General features: G+C 72.1%; 19 protein-coding genes and 1 riboswitch. Of the genes, 16 read left to right on the plus strand and 3 right to left on the minus strand.

Annotation, left to right across the window (positions count from 1 at the left end; translation table 11 throughout):
• Positions 1–2: 2 nt before the first annotated feature.
• The 14 genes from NAMU_RS11490 to NAMU_RS11560 all read left to right on the plus strand — a co-directional run bounded on the left by NAMU_RS11490 (position 3) and on the right by NAMU_RS11560 (position 14295).
• Complete coding sequence (locus NAMU_RS11490) at positions 3–1424, plus strand: SPFH domain-containing protein (protein WP_015747578.1); 1422 nt, start codon at positions 3–5, stop codon at positions 1422–1424.
• A 191-nt stretch (positions 1425–1615) separates the two neighbouring features.
• Positions 1616–2236: a DUF2520 domain-containing protein gene (locus NAMU_RS11500; protein ID WP_217180818.1), complete on the plus strand. Its 621-nt coding sequence runs from the start codon at positions 1616–1618 to the stop codon at positions 2234–2236.
• Between the two features lie 205 nt (positions 2237–2441).
• Positions 2442–3296, plus strand: a complete 855-nt coding sequence (panC, locus tag NAMU_RS11505; RefSeq protein ID WP_015747580.1) for a pantoate--beta-alanine ligase — start codon at positions 2442–2444, stop codon at positions 3294–3296.
• Positions 3297–3516: 220 nt separating this feature from the next.
• Positions 3517–4749 (plus strand): serine hydrolase domain-containing protein, encoded by a 1233-nt coding sequence (locus NAMU_RS11510; RefSeq protein ID WP_052308175.1) that lies wholly within the window; start codon positions 3517–3519, stop codon positions 4747–4749.
• Positions 4750–4873: 124 nt separating this feature from the next.
• Positions 4874–6277, plus strand: coding sequence for a serine hydrolase domain-containing protein (locus tag NAMU_RS11515; protein ID WP_015747582.1), 1404 nt, complete (start codon positions 4874–4876; stop codon positions 6275–6277).
• A 148-nt stretch (positions 6278–6425) separates the two neighbouring features.
• Positions 6426–7322 (plus strand): 3-methyl-2-oxobutanoate hydroxymethyltransferase, encoded by an 897-nt coding sequence (gene panB / locus NAMU_RS11520; protein ID WP_015747583.1) that lies wholly within the window; start codon positions 6426–6428, stop codon positions 7320–7322.
• Positions 7319–8668 (plus strand): M20 family metallopeptidase, encoded by a 1350-nt coding sequence (locus tag NAMU_RS11525; RefSeq protein ID WP_015747584.1) that lies wholly within the window; start codon positions 7319–7321, stop codon positions 8666–8668. Before panB ends, NAMU_RS11525 begins: the two co-directional genes overlap by 4 nt.
• On the plus strand, positions 8668–9753 hold the full coding sequence (locus NAMU_RS11530; RefSeq protein ID WP_015747585.1) for a P1 family peptidase: 1086 nt from the start codon (positions 8668–8670) through the stop codon (positions 9751–9753). The genes NAMU_RS11525 and NAMU_RS11530 overlap by 1 nt, the downstream gene beginning before the upstream one ends.
• A complete protein-coding gene (locus NAMU_RS11535; RefSeq protein WP_169312486.1) occupies positions 9714–10349 on the plus strand; it encodes a DUF998 domain-containing protein in 636 nt (211 codons plus the stop codon). The genes NAMU_RS11530 and NAMU_RS11535 overlap by 40 nt, the downstream gene beginning before the upstream one ends.
• 41 nt (positions 10350–10390) lie before the next feature.
• Positions 10391–11728 carry an NAD(P)/FAD-dependent oxidoreductase gene (locus NAMU_RS11540; protein ID WP_015747587.1) on the plus strand — a complete coding sequence of 446 codons (1338 nt, stop codon included), beginning with the start codon at positions 10391–10393 and terminating at the stop codon, positions 11726–11728.
• A 40-nt stretch (positions 11729–11768) separates the two neighbouring features.
• Positions 11769–12350, plus strand: coding sequence for a MarR family winged helix-turn-helix transcriptional regulator (locus tag NAMU_RS11545; protein ID WP_015747588.1), 582 nt, complete (start codon positions 11769–11771; stop codon positions 12348–12350).
• Positions 12351–12390: 40 nt separating this feature from the next.
• Positions 12391–12969 carry a hypothetical protein gene (locus NAMU_RS11550; RefSeq protein WP_041368775.1) on the plus strand — a complete coding sequence of 193 codons (579 nt, stop codon included), beginning with the start codon at positions 12391–12393 and terminating at the stop codon, positions 12967–12969.
• A 36-nt stretch (positions 12970–13005) separates the two neighbouring features.
• Entirely contained in the window at positions 13006–13425 is a 420-nt protein-coding gene (locus tag NAMU_RS11555; protein ID WP_015747590.1) for a DUF5709 domain-containing protein, read from the plus strand.
• Positions 13426–13455: 30 nt separating this feature from the next.
• Positions 13456–14295, plus strand: coding sequence for an alpha/beta hydrolase (locus tag NAMU_RS11560; RefSeq protein WP_015747591.1), 840 nt, complete (start codon positions 13456–13458; stop codon positions 14293–14295).
• Positions 14296–14697: 402 nt separating this feature from the next.
• Here the strand turns inward: NAMU_RS11560 and NAMU_RS11565 are convergent, their stop codons facing one another.
• Both NAMU_RS11565 and NAMU_RS11570 read right to left on the minus strand, forming a co-directional pair.
• Positions 14698–16122 (minus strand): DUF2252 domain-containing protein, encoded by a 1425-nt coding sequence (locus NAMU_RS11565; RefSeq protein WP_015747592.1) that lies wholly within the window; start codon positions 16120–16122, stop codon positions 14698–14700.
• A gap of 53 nt (positions 16123–16175) precedes the next feature.
• On the minus strand, positions 16176–17375 hold the full coding sequence (locus NAMU_RS11570) for a glucose-1-phosphate adenylyltransferase family protein (RefSeq protein ID WP_015747593.1): 1200 nt from the start codon (positions 17373–17375) through the stop codon (positions 16176–16178).
• A gap of 405 nt (positions 17376–17780) precedes the next feature.
• A riboswitch (cyclic di-AMP (ydaO/yuaA leader) is annotated at positions 17781–17981 on the plus strand.
• Positions 17982–17986: 5 nt separating this feature from the next.
• Here NAMU_RS11570 and NAMU_RS31405 point away from each other — a divergent pair.
• Together NAMU_RS31405 and NAMU_RS11580 are read left to right on the plus strand one after the other, a co-directional pair.
• A complete protein-coding gene (locus NAMU_RS31405) occupies positions 17987–18757 on the plus strand; it encodes a transglycosylase family protein (protein ID WP_015747594.1) in 771 nt (256 codons plus the stop codon).
• 71 nt (positions 18758–18828) lie between these two features.
• Positions 18829–20370 carry an MFS transporter gene (locus NAMU_RS11580; RefSeq protein WP_015747595.1) on the plus strand — a complete coding sequence of 514 codons (1542 nt, stop codon included), beginning with the start codon at positions 18829–18831 and terminating at the stop codon, positions 20368–20370.
• Here NAMU_RS11580 and NAMU_RS11585 read toward each other — a convergent pair.
• The gene (locus tag NAMU_RS11585) at positions 20353–20673 is read right to left on the minus strand and encodes a putative quinol monooxygenase (protein WP_015747596.1); all 321 of its coding nucleotides are present in this window, start codon (positions 20671–20673) and stop codon (positions 20353–20355) included. The two genes, NAMU_RS11580 and NAMU_RS11585, sit on opposite strands and share 18 nt — an antisense overlap.
• Between the last annotated feature and the right edge of the window lie 67 nt (positions 20674–20740).

The raw sequence follows: 20740 nt of genomic DNA on the forward strand, positions 1-20740 counted from the left end.
CAATGGATGTCGCACTGATCGTCGCACTCGTCGTCGCCATCTTGGTGATCGTGGTGCTGGTCCGGTCGGTCAAGGTGATCCCGCAGGCCCAGGCCGCGGTGATCGAGCGCCTCGGCCGGTACAACAAGACCGGCAGCGCCGGTCTGGTCTGGCTGATCCCGTTCCTGGACCGGATCCGGGCCCGGATCGACCTGCGGGAGCAGGTCGTTTCCTTCCCGCCGCAGCCGGTCATCACCGAGGACAACCTGACCGTCTCCATCGACACCGTCGTCTACTTCCAGGTCACCGACCCGCGGGCGGCGGTCTACGAGATCGCCAACTACATCGTGGCCGTCGAGCAGCTGACCACCACCACGCTGCGCAACGTGGTCGGTGGGATGAACCTGGAACAGACCCTGACCAGCCGCGACTCGATCAACGGGCAGTTGCGCGGGGTGCTGGACGAGGCCACCGGCAAGTGGGGCATCCGGGTCGCCCGGGTCGAGCTCAAGGCGATCGACCCGCCGCCGTCGATCCAGGAGGCGATGGAGAAGCAGATGCGCGCCGATCGGGACAAGCGCGCGATGATCCTGAACTCCGAGGGCCAGCGGGAGTCGTCGATCAAGACGGCCGAGGGGCAGAAGCAGGCCGCGGTGCTCTCCGCCGAGGGGGCCAAGCAGGCCGCCATCCTGTCCGCCGAGGGCGAGCGGCAGTCCCGCATCCTGCGCGCCCAGGGTGAGCGGGCCGCCCGTTTCCTGCAGGCGCAGGGCCAGGCCAAGGCGATCGAAAAGGTCTTCGCCGCCGTCAAATCGGCCAAGCCGACGCCGGAACTGCTGGCCTACCAATACCTGCAGACCCTGCCGCAGATGGCGCAGGGTGATGCGAACAAGGTTTGGCTCATTCCCAGCGATTTCAACAAGTCGCTCGAGGGCTTCGCCCGGATGCTGGGCACCAAGGGTGACGACGGGGTCTTCCGGTACGAACCGCCCAAGGAGGAACCGGCCGATCCGGACAACCCCAAGCCGCGGCCGGGGGACATCGACGACGACGTGGCCGACTGGTTCGAGGGCACCTCGGCTCAGGAGGTCGCCGCCGCCGTCGCCAAGGTCGAGCAGGAGGCCGCGCTGACCATCGCCGACCAGGAGGCGGCCCGCATCGCCGCCTACCGCGGCGAGGTCGGCCCGCCGGAGCGCCCGGCGATCTCCACCGGCAAGACCGCCGACCCGGACGACGAACGGGCCGCGCAGCCGCAGTCGGCGTCCGGACAGCAGCCCCCGGCCCAGCAGCAGCGTCCGCCGCAACAACCGGGCTATCAGGGCGGGCCGCCTCCCGGCCAGGGCCGCCATCAGGGACCGCCCCCGGGCTACCAACCGCCGCCGCCCGGGTACCAGCAGCCGCCGCCGGGCTATCAGCCGCCGCCCGGCCAGTACGGGCCCGGGCGCTGACCGAGCCGCCCGCCGTCGGCGCTGCGGCCGGCCCGACTGACCGGTCGCCCCTGCCGCAGCCGCTGGCCATCGTCGGGGCTGGCCGGCTCGGCTCGGCGCTGGCCGCCGCGCTCCGGGCGGCCGGGGTCGCCGTCACCGGGCCGCACGGGCGGGGCTATGCCGGGGCCGGCGACGCCGTGGTGCTGCTCTGCGTGCCGGACGATGCCATCGCCACCGCCGCCGCGTCGATCGAACCTCCGGCTGTGCTCGGGCACTGCTCGGGGGCCTGCGGCCTGGACGTGCTGGGACCCCGACGCGGCTTCAGCGTGCACCCGCTGATGACGGTCACCCCGGCCGGCGCCGACTTCCGGGGCGTGTGGGCCGCGGTGGACGGATCGGACCCGGGTGCCCTGGACACCGCTCGCACGCTGGCCGGCGTGGTCGGGCTGCGGGCCGTGCGGGTGGCCGATCGGGACCGGGTGGCCTACCACGCCGCCGCGTCGATCGCGGCGAACTACCTGATCACCGTCGAGGCGGCCGCGGCCGAGCTGCTGGCCTCGGCCGGCCTGGACCGCCAGGTGCTGGTGCCGCTGGCCCGGGCCGCCCTGGAGAACTGGGCTCGGGTCGGACCGGCCGCACTCACCGGCCCGGTGGCTCGCGGTGACACCGGCACCGTGGCCCGGCATCGCGCGGCCGTCGCCGAACGGGCCCCGCAGCTGCTCGAACTGCTGGACGCGCTGGTCGGGGCGACCCGGCGACTGGTCACCGAACCCGTCCCGGTTCAGGCCGCCGCCGACCCGGCGGCCGGCGGCGAGGGTGCTCGCGACGGCTGATCCGCCCCGGTCGGCCTTGCGCAGAACGTTGACCGCTCCTGCGCCAGCTCGCGGCAGCCGGTCCCGCCGGCAGCACGGTCACTGACGAACGAGCGATGACCGGCTCCTTTCGCCCGCTGGGCGGGCGGCGTGCGCATGCGGGCGCGCGGCCGCGATACCCTCCGGACAGGTTTGTCCCCTCGACCCGCCGGAGTCCTGTCCGCCCATGAAGATCGTCCGGACCGTCCCCGACCTGCGTGAGCTGCTGCGTCCCTACCGGGGGGAGGGCTCCGTCGGGTTCGTGCCGACCATGGGTGCCTTGCACGAAGGGCACCTGGAGCTGGCCCGGCGCGCCCGCGCGGCCGACGACGTGGTCGTGATGTCGATCTTCGTCAATCCGACCCAGTTCAACGATCCCGCCGATCTGGCCGCCTATCCGCGCGACGAGCACAAGGACGCCGAACTGGCCGCCTCGGCGGGGGTGGACGTGCTCTTCGCCCCCGGCGTGGCCGAGGTCTACCCGCCCGGATTCACCGCCACGGTCAGCCTGCACGGGCCGATCGTCGAGGCGTTGGAGGGGGCGCACCGCGGGGTCGGTCACTTCCAGGGGGTGACCACGGTGGTCAGCAAGCTGTTCGGCATGGTCTCGCCCGACCGGGCCTATTTCGGCCAGAAGGACGCCCAGCAGGTGCGGGTGGTCCGGGCGATGGTGGCCGATCTGAACATTCCCACCGAGATCGTCGTCGTGCCCACGGTCCGGGAGCCCGACGGGATGGCCATGTCCAGCCGCAACCGGCGGCTGAGCCCGTTCGAACGGGCCCGTGCGGCGCACATCTCGGCGGCCCTGTGGGAGGCCGAGGTGGCCGTGGCCAACGGCATCGTCGACGCCGGGGCGGTGGTGCAGGTTGCTCGAAAGGTGCTGTCCGACAACGCCATTGACGTGGAATACCTCGAGCTGGTGGACGCCGACACCTTCCTGCCGGTCCGGGTGCTCGTCGCCGGCCCGGCGCTGCTCGCCGTCGCCGCAGTGATCGGCGGCGTACGCCTGATCGACAACGTGGTGCTGCACCCCCGCGCCTGATCTCCGGCCGAGGCGCGCCCGGTGTAGTGCCAGCGCTATTCCCGCGGGCCGCCCGACGTGATGAGCTGGTGGCAGGCCGGTGCCCGGGGCGGCACGCGTCCCCGGCCGCCGCGCGGCCGAAGGAGCTGACGTGCGCATTCGACTGGCCGGCCTGCTGGCCGGCGCCCTGCTGGCGGTCACCGCCTGCACCTCCGGCGGCACCACCGCGTCCAGCACTGCTTTGCCCACCACAGGTGGGTCCACCACTGCTGTCTCCACCACAGCGGCGTCGAGTATCGCCGGGACGACGTCGCCGGCGGGGGGCAGCGGGGCCGCCCCGGCCGACGCGGCCCTGACCGCGCAAGTGATGAACGTGGTGAACACCTTTGTGCAGGACAACCATCTGCGCTCGGTCCTGATCCGGGTCACCCGGGGTGAGGACGTGCTGGTCGAGCAGGCCGTCGGCGAGTCGATGACCGGGGTGCCGGCGACCACCGACATGCACTTTCGCAACGGCGCGGTGGCCATCTCCTACATGTCCACGCTGCTGCTGATCCTGGTCGACGAGGGCAAGGTCGCACTGGACGACAAGGTGTCGACCTGGCTGCCGGACATCCCCCACACCGATCAGGTGACCCTGCGCCAGCTGGCCCAGATGACCTCGGGCTACGTCGATTACGAGCAGACGCCGGAGCTGACCGCCGCCAACTACGCGGACCCGTACAAGCAGTGGACCCCGCAGGAGCTGCTGTCCTTTGCCGTCGACCAGCCGCTGTATTACACCCCGGGCACCAACTGGAACTACGCCCACACCAACTACGTGATCCTGGGCCTGGCCCTGGAGAAGATCACCGGGCAGCCGCTGGACGAGCTGCTGCGCAGCAAGGTGCTGGACCCGCTCGGGCTCACCCAGACTTCCGGGAACGACGGCACTCCGGCCATCCTCGAGCCGGTCCTGCACGCGTTCACCAGCGAGCGCCGGAGCGCGCTCAAGGTGCCCGCCGACATCGCCCTGTACGAGGAGTCCACCTTCTGGAATCCGTCCTGGACGCTGGCCCAAGGGGCGATCCAGACGACCAACCTGCGCGACCTGAGCGTGACCGCCCGGGCCATCAACTCGGGCCGGCTGCTCTCGCCGCAGTCCTACGCGACGTTCTCCTCGACCGAGCTGCGGGGCAAGACCAGTGCGGTGGCCGGCTGCCCGGCCTGCTTCGAGCAGGGCATCGGCTACACCTACGGCCTGGGCGTGGTGATCAGCGACGACTGGTTGCTGCAGAACCCGCTGTTCTCCGGCGAATCCGCCGTCGAGGCCTACCTGCCGAGCCAGGACGTGGCGATCGCGGTCGCCGTGACCTACGACCCGGCGGCGTTCGACGCGACCACCGGCGCCTACGTCAACGCGGCCGACCAACTCTGGCGACAGGTCGCGCTGACCGTGGTCCCGGACAACCCGCCGCCGATCAAGAAGGGCTGACCGCAGTGCCGGCCCCCGCGGGCCGGACCGGCCGGCAAATGTAGTGCCAGGTGTATTGCCCGGCGGGCGGCCACCCGGTGAGCTGACCGGGCACGGGTACCTCGACACAGAAGCAGGTAGTTCCATGACCCCATTGCGCACGCCGCGCCGATCGACCACCGCCCTGACCGCGTTGCTGGTGGCGGGCACGCTGGGCGTGGCCGCCTGCACGTCGTCCGGATCCAGCGCCACGACCTCCTCGACCGGTTCATCGGCCGCTTCGTCGGGCGGTTCGACAGGTGGTTCGACAGCCGGTTCGACAGCGTCCGGATCCGGGTCGGGCTCGGCCACCCCCGGATCGACCGGCGCGACGCCGGCCTACGCCGCCGAGGTGAGCGCGGCGGTGCGCAAGGTGATGCAGGACAACGTGATTCCCGGTGCGGTGGTGCTGATCGCGTCCCCGGATCAGGGCGACTGGACCGGCACCTTCGGCACCCGGACCTGGGGCGACGAGCAACCCATGTCCGCCGGCGACCACTTCCGGATCGGCAGCAACACCAAGACGATGACCTCGACGGTCATCCTGCAACTGGTCCAGGAGGGCAAGCTCGCCCTGGACGACCCGATCTCCAAGTACATCCCCGGGGTGCCCGGCGGCGACCAGATCACCATCGCCAACCTGTCCGAGATGCGCAGCGGCCTGTACAGCTACAGCTTCGACACCACCTTCAACAACACCCTGGACCAGCAGCCGCAGAAGGTCTGGACGCCGCAGGAACTGATCGACATCGCCTTCAGCCACCCGCAGAACGGGCCGCCCGCGCAGGAGTTCAACTACAGCAACACCAACATCATCCTGCTCGGCATGGTCATCGAGAAGCTGACCGGCATGACCGCGTCGGAGGCGTTCCAGGAACGGATCTTCACCCCGTTGGGCCTGAAAGACACCTCCCTGCCGCTGAACTCGGACATCCCCAACCCGCACCCGCAGGGTTACTCGTTCGGCAGCAACACCTCGACGATCGATACGTACGCGCTGCCGGCCGCGGACCAGCCGCTCGCGCTGGACGGTCGCCTGCTGCCCAACAACGAGACGATGGCCAACCCGTCCTGGGCATGGACGGCCGGCGGCGCGATCTCCACCGTGCAGGACATGAAGACCTACGTCGAGGCCCTGGTCGACGGCGGCCTGCTCGACCAGCAGACCCAGAAGATCCGGATGGACAGCATCCAGCCTGCCGCCCCCGGCACGACCGGCGCCGGGTACGGCCTGGGCATCGCCCAGTTCGACCAGCTGTACGGGCACGACGGGCAGATCCCCGGCTTCATGACGTTCATGGGTCACGACCCGAAGACCGGGCTGACCATCGTCATCGCCACCAACCTGGCCACCATCCCGAACGGGGAGGGCTCGGCCCTGGCCATCCTCAAGGGGCTGATCCCGATCTTCTACCCGAATGCGGTCGTGCCCGGCGACCCCGCCGCGGCGCCCGGCGCGACCGGCAGCGGGACGGCCAGCACGGCGCCGTCGGCCAGCACGGGCGGCTGAGTCGCCGGCGGCCGCCGGCGGTGCGGTGCAGTGGGTCACAACCTGGCCCAGGGGTCGGGCCCCCGGTGGTAGCAATGGACCGCACAGTAGGGTCGCGGTCCGGACGCGCGCGGCGCACCGCGGCCCGGCCGGAGCAAAGGAGCACCCGATGTCGACCCGCCCCGCCCTGCCCGCCGACCGCAAGCCGATCGCGATCCCCGACCTGTTCGAGCTCAAGCGCGCGGGTCGCAAGATCGTCATGGTCACCGCCTACGACTACCCGAGCGCGCTGGCCGCGGAGGCCGCCGACGTCGACATGGTGCTGGTCGGCGACTCGGGGGCGATGACGGTGCTCGGCCATCCGAGCACCGTCGAGGTCACCGTCGAGGAGATGCTCGTGCTGACCCGGGCGACCCGCCGCGGGGTCAACCACGCGATGCTGGTCGCCGATCTGCCGTTCGGGTCCTACGAGGTCAGCGACGAGCAGGCGATCGCCACCGCGGTGCGGTTCGTCAAGGAGGCCCGCGTCGACGCGGTCAAACTCGAACGCGGCGACCCGGACTCGGTCAGCCGGGCCCGCGCGATCGTCGCCGCCGGGGTGCCGGTGGTCGGGCACGTCGGGCTCACCCCGCAGTCGGCCACGGCGTTGGGCGGGTACCGGGCGCAAGGCCGCAGCGCCGAGTCCGCCGTCCGCATCACCGACGGCCTGCTGGCCCTGCAGGACGCCGGCTGCTTCTGCATCGTGCTGGAGGCCGTGCCCAATGCGCTGACCGCCGAGATCATGCCGCTGACCACGGTGCCGATCATCGGCATCGGCGCCGGGCCGGCCACCGACGGGCAGGTGCTGGTCTTCCACGACCTGCTGGGCATCCGGGAGGGCAAGGGGGCCAAGTTCGTCCGTCGTTACGCCGATCTGCTCGACGCGATGGCCGACGGCGTGGCCGCCTACGCCCGGGAGACCCGCGCGGTGAGCTTCCCCGCCCCCGAGCACGCCTACGGCATCGACGAGGCCGAACTGGTCCGGTTCCGCGAGCTCCGGGGCGGCGGCGCGGACCCGCGCGCGTGAACGGGCCCGACGAGTTCGACCCCCTGGCGGTGGTCGAGCTGGCCGCCCGGCTGGTCCGGCTGCGCACCGTGCACGACGGCCGGGCCGGCGGGGATCAGGGCGGCGATCACGGTGGGAATCACGGGGGGAATCACGGTGGGACTCACGGTGGGGACGTGGAACGGCCGGCGGTCGAGCTGGTGGCCGCCCTCATGCGCGACTTCGGCTGGTCGGTCAGTGTCGTCGAGGTCGCTGCGGGCCGGCACTCGGCGATCGGCGTGATCGACGGGGCGATCGAGGGAGCCGGGCCCGGGCGGACCCTGATGTTCGAGGGCCACGTCGACGTGGTGACCGAGGGCGACCCGGACAGCTGGTCGTTCGAACCCTACGTCGGGGACATCGTCCCCGGGCCGGGCGCAGAGCAGGAGCTGATCCTGCGCGGCCGGGGGAGCGCGGACATGAAGGCCGGGGTGGCCGCCATGCTGCACGCCGCCCGGGCGGTCGAGCTCGGCGGGTTCACCGGTCGGATCGTCGTCGGGGTGCTGGCCGGCGAAGAAGGAATGATGCTGGGCGCCAAGCGTTTCGCCGCCGATCTGGTCGCCGGTGCGATCCCCGGGGTGGGCACCGTGGACGGGGTGATCGTCTGCGAGCCCGAGGGTGGCGAGGTCTGCCCGGTGGCCAAGGGGGCATTACGGCTCGCGGTGCGCTTCACCGGCGCCATGGCGCACGGGGCGATGCCTTGGATGGGCCGAAACCCGTTGCCGGCCATCGGGTCCATGCTGGCCGCGATCGCCGACACGGAACGGGTGCTGCGGGCCACGTACGGCGAGCACCCGCTGCTGGGTCCGATCTGCCTGACCCCGACCGTGCTGCGGGCGGGCGAGCTCGACCAGATCAACGTGATGCCGGCGCACGCCACCCTGGCCATCGACGTGCGCACCACGCCGCAGGTCGAGCACGCCCGGCTGGTGGCCGACCTGGCCGACACCGCGAGCCGGATCGCCCGAGCGAGCGGGCTGACCGCCGAGCTCACCGTCATCGACGACCGGCCACCGGTGAACACCTCGCCGGATCATCCGGTGGTGCAGGCGATGCTGGCCGGGCACCTGGCCGCCACCGGCCGGCCGGCCGTGATCGGGGGTGTCCCCGGCGCCACCGACGGCACCATCCTGACCCGCGACGCCGGACTGGCCACCGTGGTCTACGGCCCCGGCGGGAAATGGATCGCCCATCAGGCCGACGAGCACGTCGCCGTCGCGGACATCATCACCAGCACCCGGGCCTACATCGCGGCGGCCCGGCACTTCTTGCGCGGTGCGCCGGACGGCGGCGAACCGTTGGACACGACGGACTCCGGAGGCCACTGATGGGACCAGGACGCTTCAACGCGCTGATCGACGTGGCCGGGATCCGGGTCGGTCATCACACCGCCATCGGCCAGGGCTTCCTGACCGGGACCACGGTGGTCCTGGGCCCGGATCAAGGCATGGTCGCCGGGGTCGACGTCCGGGGCGGGGGCCCGGCCACCCGGGAGACCGACCTGCTCGCGCCGACCGCCTCGGTGCAGCGGGTGCACGCCATCGTGCTCTCCGGCGGCAGCGTCTTCGGTCTGTCGGCCGGCAGCGGCGTGGTGGACCACCTCGCGGCTGCCCGCATCGGGCTGCCGGTGGGCCCGCACCCGGACGCCGTCGCCCCGATCGTGCCCGGCGCCAGCCTGTTCGACCTTGGCCGCGGCGGCTCGTACACGGCCCGACCGGACGCCGGCTTCGGCGCCGCCGCGCTGGCCCAGGCGATGGCCGACGCGCCCGGCGCGACGGACCGGGCGGCCGGCGCGGTCCAGGGCACTGTCGGCGCCGGCACCGGTGCCGTGGTCGGCGGCCTCAAGGGTGGCATCGGCACCGCGTCCACCGTCCTGCCCGGAGGCGCCACCGTCGCCGCCCTGGCCGCGGTCAACGCCGCCGGGACGCCGCTGGACCCGCACACCGGCACCCTGCTGGGCGCGCACCTGCTGCGACCCGAGGACGCCCCGGGCCTGCCCGTCCCGGACGAGCGGGCCCGGGCCGCCCTGCTCGCGATCACCAGCCCCGACGTCGCCGGCTTCGGGTTCACCGAGCCGCCCCCGCTGCGGCACACCACGCTGGTCGTGGTGGCCACCGACGCGAGCCTGACCAAGGTGCAGTGCTCGAAACTGGCCGCGGTCGCCCAGAACGGGATGGCCCGTGCCCTGAACCCGGTGCACACGATGGACGACGGGGACATCGTGTTCGCCGTCGCCACCGAGCACGGCCCGGCGCCCGACCCGCTGACCTACCGGCAGATCACCGCCGAAGGGGCTGACGTGGTGACCCGGGCGATCGCCCGCGCCGTGCTGGCCGCCACCGGTATCGGCACGGCGGCCGGACAATGGCCCTCGTGGACGGACGTGGTGCAGGGACTCGCTCCGCCACGCTGATCGCCGGCCGGGCCTGCACGGCTCTGGGTTGGTTGCTTTGGGTCGCCCTGCAGGTGCTGACCGACGATCCGTTCCCGCCGGAGATCTCGGTGTCCCAGTACGGGCTCGGCCCGACCGGCTGGGTGTTCACCGTGTGGGCGGTGGCGCTGGGCGCCGCGCCGCTGCTGTTGCTGGCCGGCGCCGCCGCGCCCGGCCCGACCCGGCCCGTGCTCTGGGTCGGTTTCGCCGGTGCCGCCCTGATGGCCGTGGTCCGCACCGACGAAGGGGGCGGCGCCATGTCCGGGCATGCGCAGGCGCACATGGCCGGCGCCGTCGTCGCGCTGGTCTTCCTGCCGCTGGGCATCGTGCTGGCCCTGCGCGGGGCACCCCCGGCGGCCCGGCGGCTGGCCCTGGCGCTGACCGCCCTCGCCGCGGTCCTGGGTGTGTTGGTGATCATGTCGGCGACCGGACTGGACACCGCCGGTTTGGGAGCGGGTGGCTCGTGGGCACTGTGGCAGGGCGCACTGGTCGTCGTGGAGATGATCCTGGTCACGGTCCTGGCCGTGGTCGCCGATCGGCTCCCGCCCGGCCGGAACGCTGTCGGTGCCGACGGTTAGCGTGGCCAGGGAAACGCCCGAACGACCGGCGAGGAGAACGCGTGAGTGAGCGTCGAGTGAACCATCAGGTCGACCCGAGTGCACCGGGCGGCCCGGCCGCGGTGTCCGGTGCGCCGCGGCGGCCGCACGTCGTGGTCCTCGGTGGCGGCTTCGGTGGGTTGACCGCGGTCCGGGCGCTGGGCAAGGCCGACGTGGACATCACGCTGGTCGACCGCCACACCTACAACGCGTTCCAACCGCTGCTGTACCAGGTGGCCACCGCCGGGCTGAACCCCGGCGATGTGACTTTCTTCCTGCGGGCCACCCGGATGGCGCAGCGCAACGTGAGCTTCCGGCAGGCCGAGGTCGAGGGCATCGACCCGGGGACCCAGCACATCAGCTTCGTCGGCGGCACCGGCCTGCATTACGACTACCTGATCATCGCCACCGGCGCGACGACCAACTATTTCGGCACCAAGGGTGCGCAGGAGAACTCGCTGGCGATCTACACCCGGGCCCAGGCGCTGCGGCTGCGGGACAAGATCTTCACCAACCTGGAGCACGCCGCCGCGGCCAACACCGAGGAGGACCTGGCCATCGTGGTGGTCGGGGCCGGCCCGACCGGAGTCGAGATGGCCGGTGCGCTGGCCGAACTGCGCAACGACGCGATGGCCACGGTGTATCCCGAGCTCGATCCCCGGCGCACGCACATCGTGCTGGTCGAGATGTCGGACAAGGTGCTGGCCCCGTTCGCGCCGCCGCTGCGGGACTTCGCCGCGCGGGCCCTGCGCGAGCGCGGGGTGGAGCTGCGGCTGAACACCTCGGTGGCCGAGGTGCGACCCGACGGGGTGGTCCTCGGTGGCGGTGAATTTCTCAAGGCCGGCGTCGTGGTGTGGGCCACCGGGGTCACGGTCCCGGCCGCGGTGAAGGACTGGGGCCTGCCGCAGGGCCGGGGCGGGCGGATCACCGTGGACAAGGATCTGCGGGTCACCGGCTTCAAGAACATCTTCGCCGTCGGCGACATCGCGCTGCTGCCCGAACCGCTGCCGCAGCTGGCCCAGCCCGCGCTGCAGGGCGGGCAGCACGCGGGCAAGCAGGTCGTGGCCCTGATCGCCGGCCGCCCGACCCACCCGTTCCACTACCACGACAAGGGCACGATGGCGACGGTCGGCCGGCGCGCGGCCATCGCCGACATCCAGCTGATCAAGGGCCGGTCCATCCGGTTGACCGGGACCCTGGCCTGGTTGGCCTGGCTGTTCGTGCACATCGTGATGCTGCTGGGCAACCGGAACCGGCTGGCCACCTTCGTCAACCTGACCACGAAGTACTTCGCACCGTCGCGCCGGACCAATCCGATCGTCGGGGACGTGCCCGTGTTCGAACATCCTGGGCGAAGTTGATCCATCAACCTCTTGCCCATTTCTGGGTACTCTCGCAGGTATGACGTCCTCACCGCGCTGGCTCTCCGACTCGGAGCAGCGAGCCTGGCGCGCGATCCAGCAGTTCGGGGCGCCGCTGGCCGCGGCCCTGAACCGGCAGCTGGTGGCCGATTCGGCGCTGTCCTCGGCCGACTACCAGGTGCTCGTCGTGCTCACCGAGGGCGGCCCGGAGGGGCTGCGAGCCGGTGAACTGGGCCGGGCCACCGGCTGGGAGAAGAGCCGGCTCTCGCACCATCTCAAGCGGATGCAGGCGCGTGGGCTGGTGCGCCGCGAGGAGTGCCGCACCGACGGGCGCGGCCTTCTCGTGCTGATCACCCCGGCCGGCCGGCAGGCCATCGCCGACGCCGCCCCGGGGCATGTGGCCACGGTCCGCGATCTGGTGATCGACGCGCTGACCCCCGAGCAGCTGCAGGTCCTGGCCGAGGCCGGGGAGGCAGTGGGGGCCCGGCTGACCGCCGTCAACTGCCGTGCCGCCGAAGCGGAGGGTTTCGACACCGCGGCCGGTGCCGACAGTGTCGAGGGGGCCGTCGAGCTCCCGTCAATCGACGCGCAAGGGGTGGGTCATGTCTCAACCTCCAGTTGAGGGTAAGGGTTTACCGGCCCCCTCGCGGACCAAGCAGGCGATGACGGCGGCCGCGGCCGCGCGGGACACGGCGATCAGCCGGTTCGTCTCGGTGTTGATTCCGGTGATCAAGGCGACGCGGGTGCCGATCCTGCTGGTCATCCTGGTCCCGGTGGTGCCGGCCGTGCTGGTCATCTCGATCGCCCTGTCCCGGCCCGGCCCGGACGACTGGTTCTGGGTCGTGCTGGCCGGCTTCGGCCTGGTCCTGGCCGGCTGGCTGGCCTGGCGCCGCCGGCAACTGCTCGCGGTGGCCGCCGACCGGGACACCCTCGTCGTCGCCCTCACCGGCCTGGTCACCGGACGCGACCTGTGGGCCCAGCTGATCGACAACCTGAGCGTGGGCAAGGTCGGCGCCGTCGCCGCGCGCCGCTCCCGCCCGGTGCGGGCGCTGCGCGGGCTCTGGCGCGGGGTCAAGGCCGCCGGGGTGCTGGCCGAGTTCGCGGCCAGCGATGAGCTGGCGCCGCTGACGCCGATGCGGCTGCGCGGCCTGTGGCTACTGGTGGTGTCCTGCCTGCTGGCCGGCGGGGTCCTGGGCATCGCGGTGCTGGTCGCCGGTCTGCTGTACCTGCTCGGCGCCTGACGCGGCTGCGCCCGCGCGACGGCTACGGTGGTGGACATGATCGACGAGACGCAACCCGGGTACGACGTGACCGAAGGGGTCTCCGAGCAGCTGACCGTCAGCGACACGTTGTCCGACGAGCGGCTCGACGACTTCCTCGACGAGGGCTACAACCCCCCGGACCGTGAACCGACGGTGCAGGTGCCCACCGAGTCCGAGGAGGAGCGGGGGCAGAGCCTGGATGAGCTGCTCCGGGCCGAGACGCCGGACGTCTGGGAACGGGACGAGGAGAACCTGTTCGACGAGTCGGGCGACGAGGTCGGCGATGTGCGGGCCGGGCGGCTGGTCGCCGACGGGTCCGACGCCTACGCGGACAACCGCAACGACGTGCTGGCCGACGACGTCGGCATCGACGGGGCCGGGGCCAGCGCCGAAGAGGCGGCCATGCACGTCATCGACGAGTACGACCAGCGCTGACCGCGGTTGCCCGGACGGGTCCGGCGGCGCATGCTGACCATCGTTCTGGTCCTGGTCGGGGCCTTGCTCGCGGGAGTCGCGGTGCTGTGGTCGGGGCAACGGCGGCTGATCTACCAGCCCGACACCAGTGCCGTGCCGGCGGCCTCGGCGCTGCTCGACGACGCCCTGGACGTCACCCTGACCACCGAGGACGGCGTGGCCCTGCGCGCGCTGTACGTGCGGGCGCCGGTGCCCCGCGACCCGGCCGGGTGCCGCAGCACGGTGCTGGTGGCGCCGGGCAACGGAGGTAACCGGGCCGGCCGGCTGCCGTTGGCCCGGGCCCTGCGTGAGGCCGGCTTCGGGGTGCTGCTGCTGGACTACCGCGGTTATGGCGGCAATCCCGGTCGGCCCAGCGAGGACGGGTTGGCGGCCGACGCCCGTGCGGCCTACGCGTTCCTGACCGGCGACGCCGGCCTGTCCGCGGACGAGTTGATCTACCTGGGGGAGAGCCTGGGTGGGGCCGTGGTCACCCGGCTGGCCACCGAGCACCCCCCGGCCGCCCTGCTGCTGCGCTCCCCGTTCACCGAGCTGGCCGACGTGGCCCAGCGGCAGGTCCCGGTGCTGCCGGTGCGGTGGCTGCTGCGGGACCGGTTCCCGGTGGTCGACCTGACGGTGGCCCTGCCGGTGCCCACCACGGTGGTCTACGGCACCGCGGACACTCTCGTGCCACCCGCGCTGAGCCTGACCGTGGCGGCCCGGTCGGCCGGCGATCCCGTGGTGATCGCGATCGAGGGGGCCGACCACAACGACCCGGCCCTGACCCACGGGCCCGATCTGATCGCGGCCGCTGTGGTGCTGGCCAAGCGGGCCGGCTGCCCGCCGGCGGGCTGAACGCCCTGGTTGGCCCGGCCGAGCCAACCGATTTCGCGGGTGGCGGAAAACCGTTGCGCGGGTGCGGATCGCGACGTAAGTTCGCTGGTACACGAGGAAGGAGGTGGTCCTGAGTTGAGTATTTCTCGGACACGTGAGGTGGCTGGCCGCTAGGCCGCACCGACCGAAAGGGCCCTCCAGTCCTCGTCGAGGAACTGCGGTCCAGCAATTCACGGACAGTCACCCGACCCCCGGCGCCGCCGACCCCGTCCAATCGGCCCCCCGCGAGCATCGCGAGGGAAACGGCCCGGGGGTTGTCCGTGTCCGGCGGCAGTTCCCGGCCCCGCCAGCTCGCGCCGACCGGCGGCTCGCGCCGTTCCTGCGCTCGCCCGTCCCGCGCTCGGTCGTCCGGGTCGGCCCGCGCTACAGGCCCCGCTCGACCGGCATGATGCCCCGCTGGACCGCCTTGACCAGCGCCGCATGGTCGGCCTCGGTCTGATCGGCGTAGAGCCGCGCGAAATGGGCCAGCGCGACGTCGAGCTTGTCGCTCTTGCCGCAGTATCCGGCGATCATCGAGGCGCCCGAGGTCCGGGCGTGGCCCTTGGCCAGCAGATGCCCGACGATGCCGGCGTAGTCGGCCAGCGCCGAGCCGTCGATCGAGTCCAGGGCCACGGTGCCCTTCATGTTCCGGAACTGGCGGACGTAGTACTGCCGGCCGTCGGCCTCGGCCCAGCCCAGCAACGGGTCGCTGACCGTCTGCAGGGCCTGCTGGTACTCGACCACCCGCTGGCCCTGATGGGCGTGCCAGGCCGACTCGCCGTGCACGTACTTGGCCAGCACCGACCGGCGGGCCTGCTTGAGCTGCAGGAAGACGACGTCGTCGGGACTGCTGCCCTCGAGCAGCACCACGTAGGCGCGCAACCCGACACTGCCGACCCCGACGACCTTGTGGGCGATGTCGACGATCGTGTAGCCGCCCAGGGCCCGCCGCCAGTGCGGGGCCAGCGTCTGCAGGTACCCGTCCAGCCCCGCGGACAGGATCGCGAAGTCCTGCTCGCTGACCCGGGTGATCAGGGGCGGCTCCTCCACGATCCGGCGCCGGCCCTGCTCCTGATGGGTGAAGCGGGGCAGCGCGCGGTCGCTGGTGCGGTGGCGGGCCCGGGAGACGGCGCGCCGGATCTCCTGCCGCAGTGAGGGGTTGGAGGTGGTCTTGTGCAGGTGGTCGACGTCGATCCGCTGGTAGGAGCGCGCCAGCAGGGGAGTGCGGGCCAGTTCCCGCACCTCGGTGCGGTAGGCGGCCACGCATTGCCGCGCGGCGGACTCGCAGTCCGACTCGCCGGCCCCGTTCTGCCGGCCGGCCACCCAGATGCTGGCCACCAGTCTGCGCAGGTCCCATTCCCAGCCACCGGGGTGGGCCTCGTCGAAGTCGTTCAGATCCATGACCAGGTCGCGCTCGGGCGAGGCGTAGAAGCCGAAGTTGCCCAGATGCGAGTCACCGCAGATGACCGGGGTGATGCCGGTCGAGGGCAACCGGGCGACGTCCTCGGCCATCACGATGGCCGTCCCACGCAGGAAGCCGTAGGGGCTGCCGATCATCCGGCCCACCCGGATCGGGATGAGCCAGTCCAGCCGACCCTCGTGCGAGTCCATGATCAGCTGGACCGGGTCGGGCCGGCCGATCGGCGGCGCCCAGTCGGCCAGCGACTGCCGGGACACCTTGTCGCGCAGCGACTTGCCCATCAGGTATCGGTCGGCCCGGGCGGTCGGGCGCCGGGACAGGGAGTCGAACGATTCGCTGTCGGCGGTGGCCAGGACGACGTGCCCGCGGGACTTGCTGCGACCGATCACAGCCGGCACCCTAGTGCCCCCGCGGGCCGGGCGCGCGGACGCCGGCCTGCGGGTCAGCGCGCGGCGCGGATCAGGTCGCGAGGTCGGTGCGGCTCCACCTGCGTGCCCGCCGGCAGCTCGGCGTCGGCGGCGATCCGGCGGTGGGCCCCGATCACCACGGGGTGCCGCGCCTGCGGTGCCCCCAGCGTGGCCCGCCGGCCGACCACGCTGCCCTCGGCGATCACCGACCGGCTGACCTGGGCGCCGGCCCGGACCACGACGTCGTCCATCAGCACGCTGTGCCGGACGGTGGCGCCGCGTTCGATCACCACCCCCGGCCCGAGCACCGAGTTCACCACCGCGCCGGCGACGTCGGCGGCCGGCGCGAGCCAGACGCGTTCGAGCTCGGCGGTCCGGCGGACCCGGGCCGGACCGCGCATCGGCATGGAGGTCAGGATCGGCCAGTCCGGGTCGTCCAGCCGCATCGGCGGCCGGTCCCGCAACAGCTCGAGCTGCCCGTCCAGGTAGGCCATCGGCGTGCCCAGGTCACGCCAGTGCCCTCGGTGGTGGAAGTCGCCCACGGTGCCGTCGGCGACCAGGCTGGGCAACAGCCGCTCGCCGTAGTCGCCGAGCTCGCCGGTGCGATGCAGCTCGCGCAGGTGCTCGGCCAGCACGTCCGGGCGGTAGGCGAAGACCTCGGTGCCGACGGAGCGGCCGCGGCCGTGCTCGGGCTTGTAGTCGACCGAGCGGACCCGACCGCCGTCGGCCTGTACCACCAGGTAACGGGACACGTCCGCGCCCGCCGGCAGGGTGGTGGACACGACGGTGGCGTCGACGCCGGACTCCCGATGCTGGGCCAGCACGGCGCGCAGGTCCAGGGTGAGCAAGTGGTCGGCGCTGCAGACCAGCAGGACCTCCGGGTCGTAGGCGGCGATCACCGGCCAGTTCCGGATCAATGCGTCGGCGTTGCCGGAGGCAAACCCGTCGTGGGCCGGTCCCTGGAACGGGGCGAGGAGACGAAAGCCGCCCCGGGTGCGGTCCAGGTCCCAGGGGCGACCGCCGGCCAGATGCTCACTGAGCAGGTGCGGCTCGTACTGCTGGAGCACCCAGACGTCGGACAGGCCGCTGTGGGCGGCGTTGGACAGGGCGAGATCGATCAACCGGTAGTTGCCGCCGACCGGCAGCGACGGCTTGGCCCGGCCTGTGGTCAGGGGGCCCAGCCGCGATCCGCGGCCCCCGGCGAGCACCACGCACAGCACGCGTCCATGTGTCATCCACAGGCTCTTCCCCGCTGGCCCATGGGCCACACGGTGTTTACTGACGCGAACAACGGGGAATACTTGGCGCGGCCGACCGGTGCGGCGGTGCGCACGCTGTGCGACCGCTGTGCGCGGTCCTAGTAAAGCTTGTCCAAAATACTAGGCCGATCGGGTGAATTTGGATGATCCACAGGTAGGTCGACCGGAGGGTGGGGAAGCGGTCGTCAGACCCCGGTCCAGCAGCCAAAACGCCGCACCGCGGCCTGCCGAGCTGATCGTTACCAATCCGTTATGTCCAGATCGGGTCCCTGGACATTCGATCCCTGCTCCGTATCGTCTTGTGGGAGCCGGGTTTTCGCCCGGCGCCTCCGTCCGTAAAACTCCGGGCCACACGCCGAGTGCTGTCCACCCAGGCCCGGAGAACCGAAAGAGCAGAAAGGCTAGGACAGCAGCGGGGAAACCAACTTCGGGAGCCGCATGGCTTCCTTGGGGTTAATTCGGGCCCACCCCCAGTGGGTCCGGACGGGCGATCCCCTGCACCCATTCGCCAACGCCATCGGCGCTGGAGTGGGTCGCGCCCGAACCCGACAGCTCACCTCGCAGGCGTAGCTAGGGGAAACACAGACATGACCCGTCGTACCGTCGCGCGCCATCGCAAGCCTTCCAAGGCCCGCACCTTCGCCCTCCGTGGTGCCACCGTCGGCGTGGTCGCCGGCGCTGCCGCCCTGGGTCTGGGCGCCGGCACCGCCTCCGCCGCCCCCGACTCGACCTGGGACGCCGTCGCGCAGTGCGAGAGCAGCGGCAACTGGTCCATCAACACCGGCAACGGCTACTACGGCGGCCTGCAGTTCTCGCAGTCCACCTGGAACGCCTTCGGCGGCCAGGAGTACGCCGCTCGCGCCGACCTGGCCACCAAGGAGCAGCAGATCGCCATCGCCGAGAAGACGCTGGCCGGTCAGGGCTGGGGCGCCTGGGCCTGCGCCTACGCCGGCGGCGGCGAGGGTGCCACCCAGCGCTCGGTGAGCGGTTCGTCCTCCTCGTCCGACAGCTCGTCCGACAGCTCCTCCAGCAGCTCGTCCGGCAGCTCCGCCAGCAGCTCGTCCTCGGACAGCAGCTCCTCGCGCAGCAGCCGCAGCCAGAACGACACCCAGGAGTCCTCGCGGGGCAGCCACCGCTCCTGGAACCAGGACAGCGACTCGTCCGGCTCCAGCAGCTCGTCGGTGACCGCCGGGAGCGCGGCCGACGGCACCTACACCGTGGCCTCGGGCGACACCCTCTACAAGATCGCCGCCGCCAACGGCGTCTCCGGTGGCTGGGAGGCCGTGTACCAGGCCAACTCCGACATCATCCCGGACCCGAACCTGATCTACCCGGGCCAGGTCCTGCGCATCCCGTGAGCTAGCTCACGCCCGGTCCCCGCTGACCGCAGCCAGCCGACGGCGTCCCGTCACCCCGGTAACATCCGGGCGTGGGGGGACGCCGTTGGGCTATCGGGGCTGCCGGCACGGCCGTCCTGCTGGCCGCCCTGGACGCGTACGTCGTCGTCGGGTTGCTGGTCGACATGGTCGTGGACCTGGGCATCCCGGTGAACCGGCTGGAACGGGCCACCCCGATCGTCACCGGTTTCCTGCTCGGGTACGTCGCGGCCATGCCGCTGCTGGGTCAGGCCTCCGACCGGTACGGCCGGCGCCGGGTGCTGCAGCTATGCCTGCTGGGCTTTGCCGCCGGCTCGGCCCTCACCGCCGCGGCGGGTTCGGTGCCGTTGCTGGTGGCCGGTCGCGCCGTGCAGGGCATCGCCGGCGGGGCCCTGTTGCCGGTGACCATGGCCCTGGTCGCCGATCTGTGGCCGGAGCGGCGCCGGGCCGGCGTCCTGGGCGCGGTCGGGGCCGCCCAGGAGATCGGCAGCGTCCTGGGCACCTTGTACGGCGTCGGGGTGGCCGCCCTGTTCGCCTCGTGGCCGTTGTTCGCCGCGCTCCAGCCGGAGAGCTGGCGCTGGGTGTTCTGGGTCAACCTGCCGCTGGCCGCGATCGCCATGCTCGTGGTGCAGCTGACCGTTCCCCGCTCCGCGGCGCGGCCGGGCGATCGCCCCGGCGTCGACCTGATCGGGGGCGCGCTGCTGGCCCTGGCCCTTGGCCTGCTGGTGGTCGCGCTCTACAACCCGGACCCGTCCCGATCCGTCCTGCCGTCCTGGGGATGGCCCGCGCTGGCCGGGGTGGCGGCGTTGGTCGTCGCCTTCGTCGCGTACGAGCGGCGGGCCCGAGTGCGGCTGCTGGATCCGGCGGGCGTCCGGATGGGGGCGTTGCTCACCGGTCTGGGGGTCAGCGCGATCTCCGGGGCCGCCCTGATGGTCACCCTGGTCGACGTCGAGCTGTTCGCTCAGACGCTATTGCGCATGACCTCGGCCGAGTCGGCCCAGCTGCTGGTGCGCTTCCTGGTGGCGTTGCCCATCGGGGCCCTGGTCGGCGGGCTGCTCGCCGCCCGGTGCGGTGAGAAGTGGGTCAGCGCGGCCGGTTTGGCTCTGGCCGCCGGCGGATTCGTCCTGATGAGCCGCTGGACGCCCCAGGTGCGCGAATCATCCCATCTGTTCGGAATGCCCGCGCTGGACAGTGATCTGGCGGTGGCCGGGTTCGGCCTCGGGCTGGTCATCGCGCCGCTGTCCGCGGTGACGCTGCGGGTGGTGCCGGCCCCGTCCCACGGCGTCGCCTCGGCCGCGGTGGTGGTCGCGCGGATGACCGGCATGCTGATCGGGTTGTCCGCGCTCACCGCGTTCGGGCTCTGGCGGTTCCGGGACCTGACCCGAGACCTGGTGCCCCCGTTGCCGATCGGGATCACCGACGAGCAGTTCAACGACCGCCTGGCCGCTTTCAGTCGGGCCCTGGAGCAGGCCCTGACCACCGAGTACCAGGAGATTTTCCTGGTCACCGCCGGGCTCTGCGGGCTCGGGGTGGGGCTTTCGCTGCTGCTGCCGCGGCGCGATCGGGCCGCCGTCCGGTCAGGCGATCCGGCGTAGCCGGGTGATCGTCAGGCCGTTGTCGTCGACCAGCTCGGGCAACCGGGCGGCGAACTCGGTCAGGTGCGGGCGGCCCAAGTGCGCGTCCAACAGCGCGGCGTTGTCCCAGTTCTCGTACAGGTAGAACAGGTCCGGATCCTCGACCCCCTGGTGCAGGTCGTAGTTGACGAAACCCTCTTCCCGGCTGGTCGGTTCGACCAGGGCGATCAGCGCGTCGCGCAGTTCCTGCTGCCGGCCGTCGCGGGCCCGCATGTGGGCGACGACGGTCAACAGCTCGGGGTTGGCATCGGTGGGCGTGCTCATCAGATCTCCTCGGGGCGCCGGTGGCCGGGGTCGGTCGAATTCTGGCCCAGTACCCGAGGCGGCGCTA

Source organism: Nakamurella multipartita DSM 44233 (assembly GCF_000024365.1).
Lineage (GTDB): Bacteria > Actinomycetota > Actinomycetes > Mycobacteriales > Nakamurellaceae > Nakamurella > Nakamurella multipartita.

Excerpts from the sequence above, each read along its gene's own strand:
- NAMU_RS31405 (WP_015747594.1), top strand. The coding sequence starts at position 17,987 with ATGACCCGTCGTACCGTCGCGCGCCATCGCAAGCCTTCCAAGGCCCGC.
- NAMU_RS11585 (WP_015747596.1), bottom strand. The coding sequence starts at position 20,673 with ATGAGCACGCCCACCGATGCCAACCCCGAGCTGTTGACCGTCGTCGCC.
- panC (WP_015747580.1), top strand. The coding sequence starts at position 2,442 with ATGAAGATCGTCCGGACCGTCCCCGACCTGCGTGAGCTGCTGCGTCCC.
- NAMU_RS11550 (WP_041368775.1), top strand. The coding sequence starts at position 12,391 with ATGACGGCGGCCGCGGCCGCGCGGGACACGGCGATCAGCCGGTTCGTC.
- NAMU_RS11515 (WP_015747582.1), top strand. The coding sequence starts at position 4,874 with ATGACCCCATTGCGCACGCCGCGCCGATCGACCACCGCCCTGACCGCG.
- panB (WP_015747583.1), top strand. The coding sequence starts at position 6,426 with ATGTCGACCCGCCCCGCCCTGCCCGCCGACCGCAAGCCGATCGCGATC.
- NAMU_RS11490 (WP_015747578.1), top strand. The coding sequence starts at position 3 with ATGGATGTCGCACTGATCGTCGCACTCGTCGTCGCCATCTTGGTGATC.
- NAMU_RS11570 (WP_015747593.1), bottom strand. The coding sequence starts at position 17,375 with ATGACACATGGACGCGTGCTGTGCGTGGTGCTCGCCGGGGGCCGCGGA.
- NAMU_RS11545 (WP_015747588.1), top strand. The coding sequence starts at position 11,769 with ATGACGTCCTCACCGCGCTGGCTCTCCGACTCGGAGCAGCGAGCCTGG.
- NAMU_RS11555 (WP_015747590.1), top strand. The coding sequence starts at position 13,006 with ATGATCGACGAGACGCAACCCGGGTACGACGTGACCGAAGGGGTCTCC.
- NAMU_RS11530 (WP_015747585.1), top strand. The coding sequence starts at position 8,668 with ATGGGACCAGGACGCTTCAACGCGCTGATCGACGTGGCCGGGATCCGG.
- NAMU_RS11560 (WP_015747591.1), top strand. The coding sequence starts at position 13,456 with ATGCTGACCATCGTTCTGGTCCTGGTCGGGGCCTTGCTCGCGGGAGTC.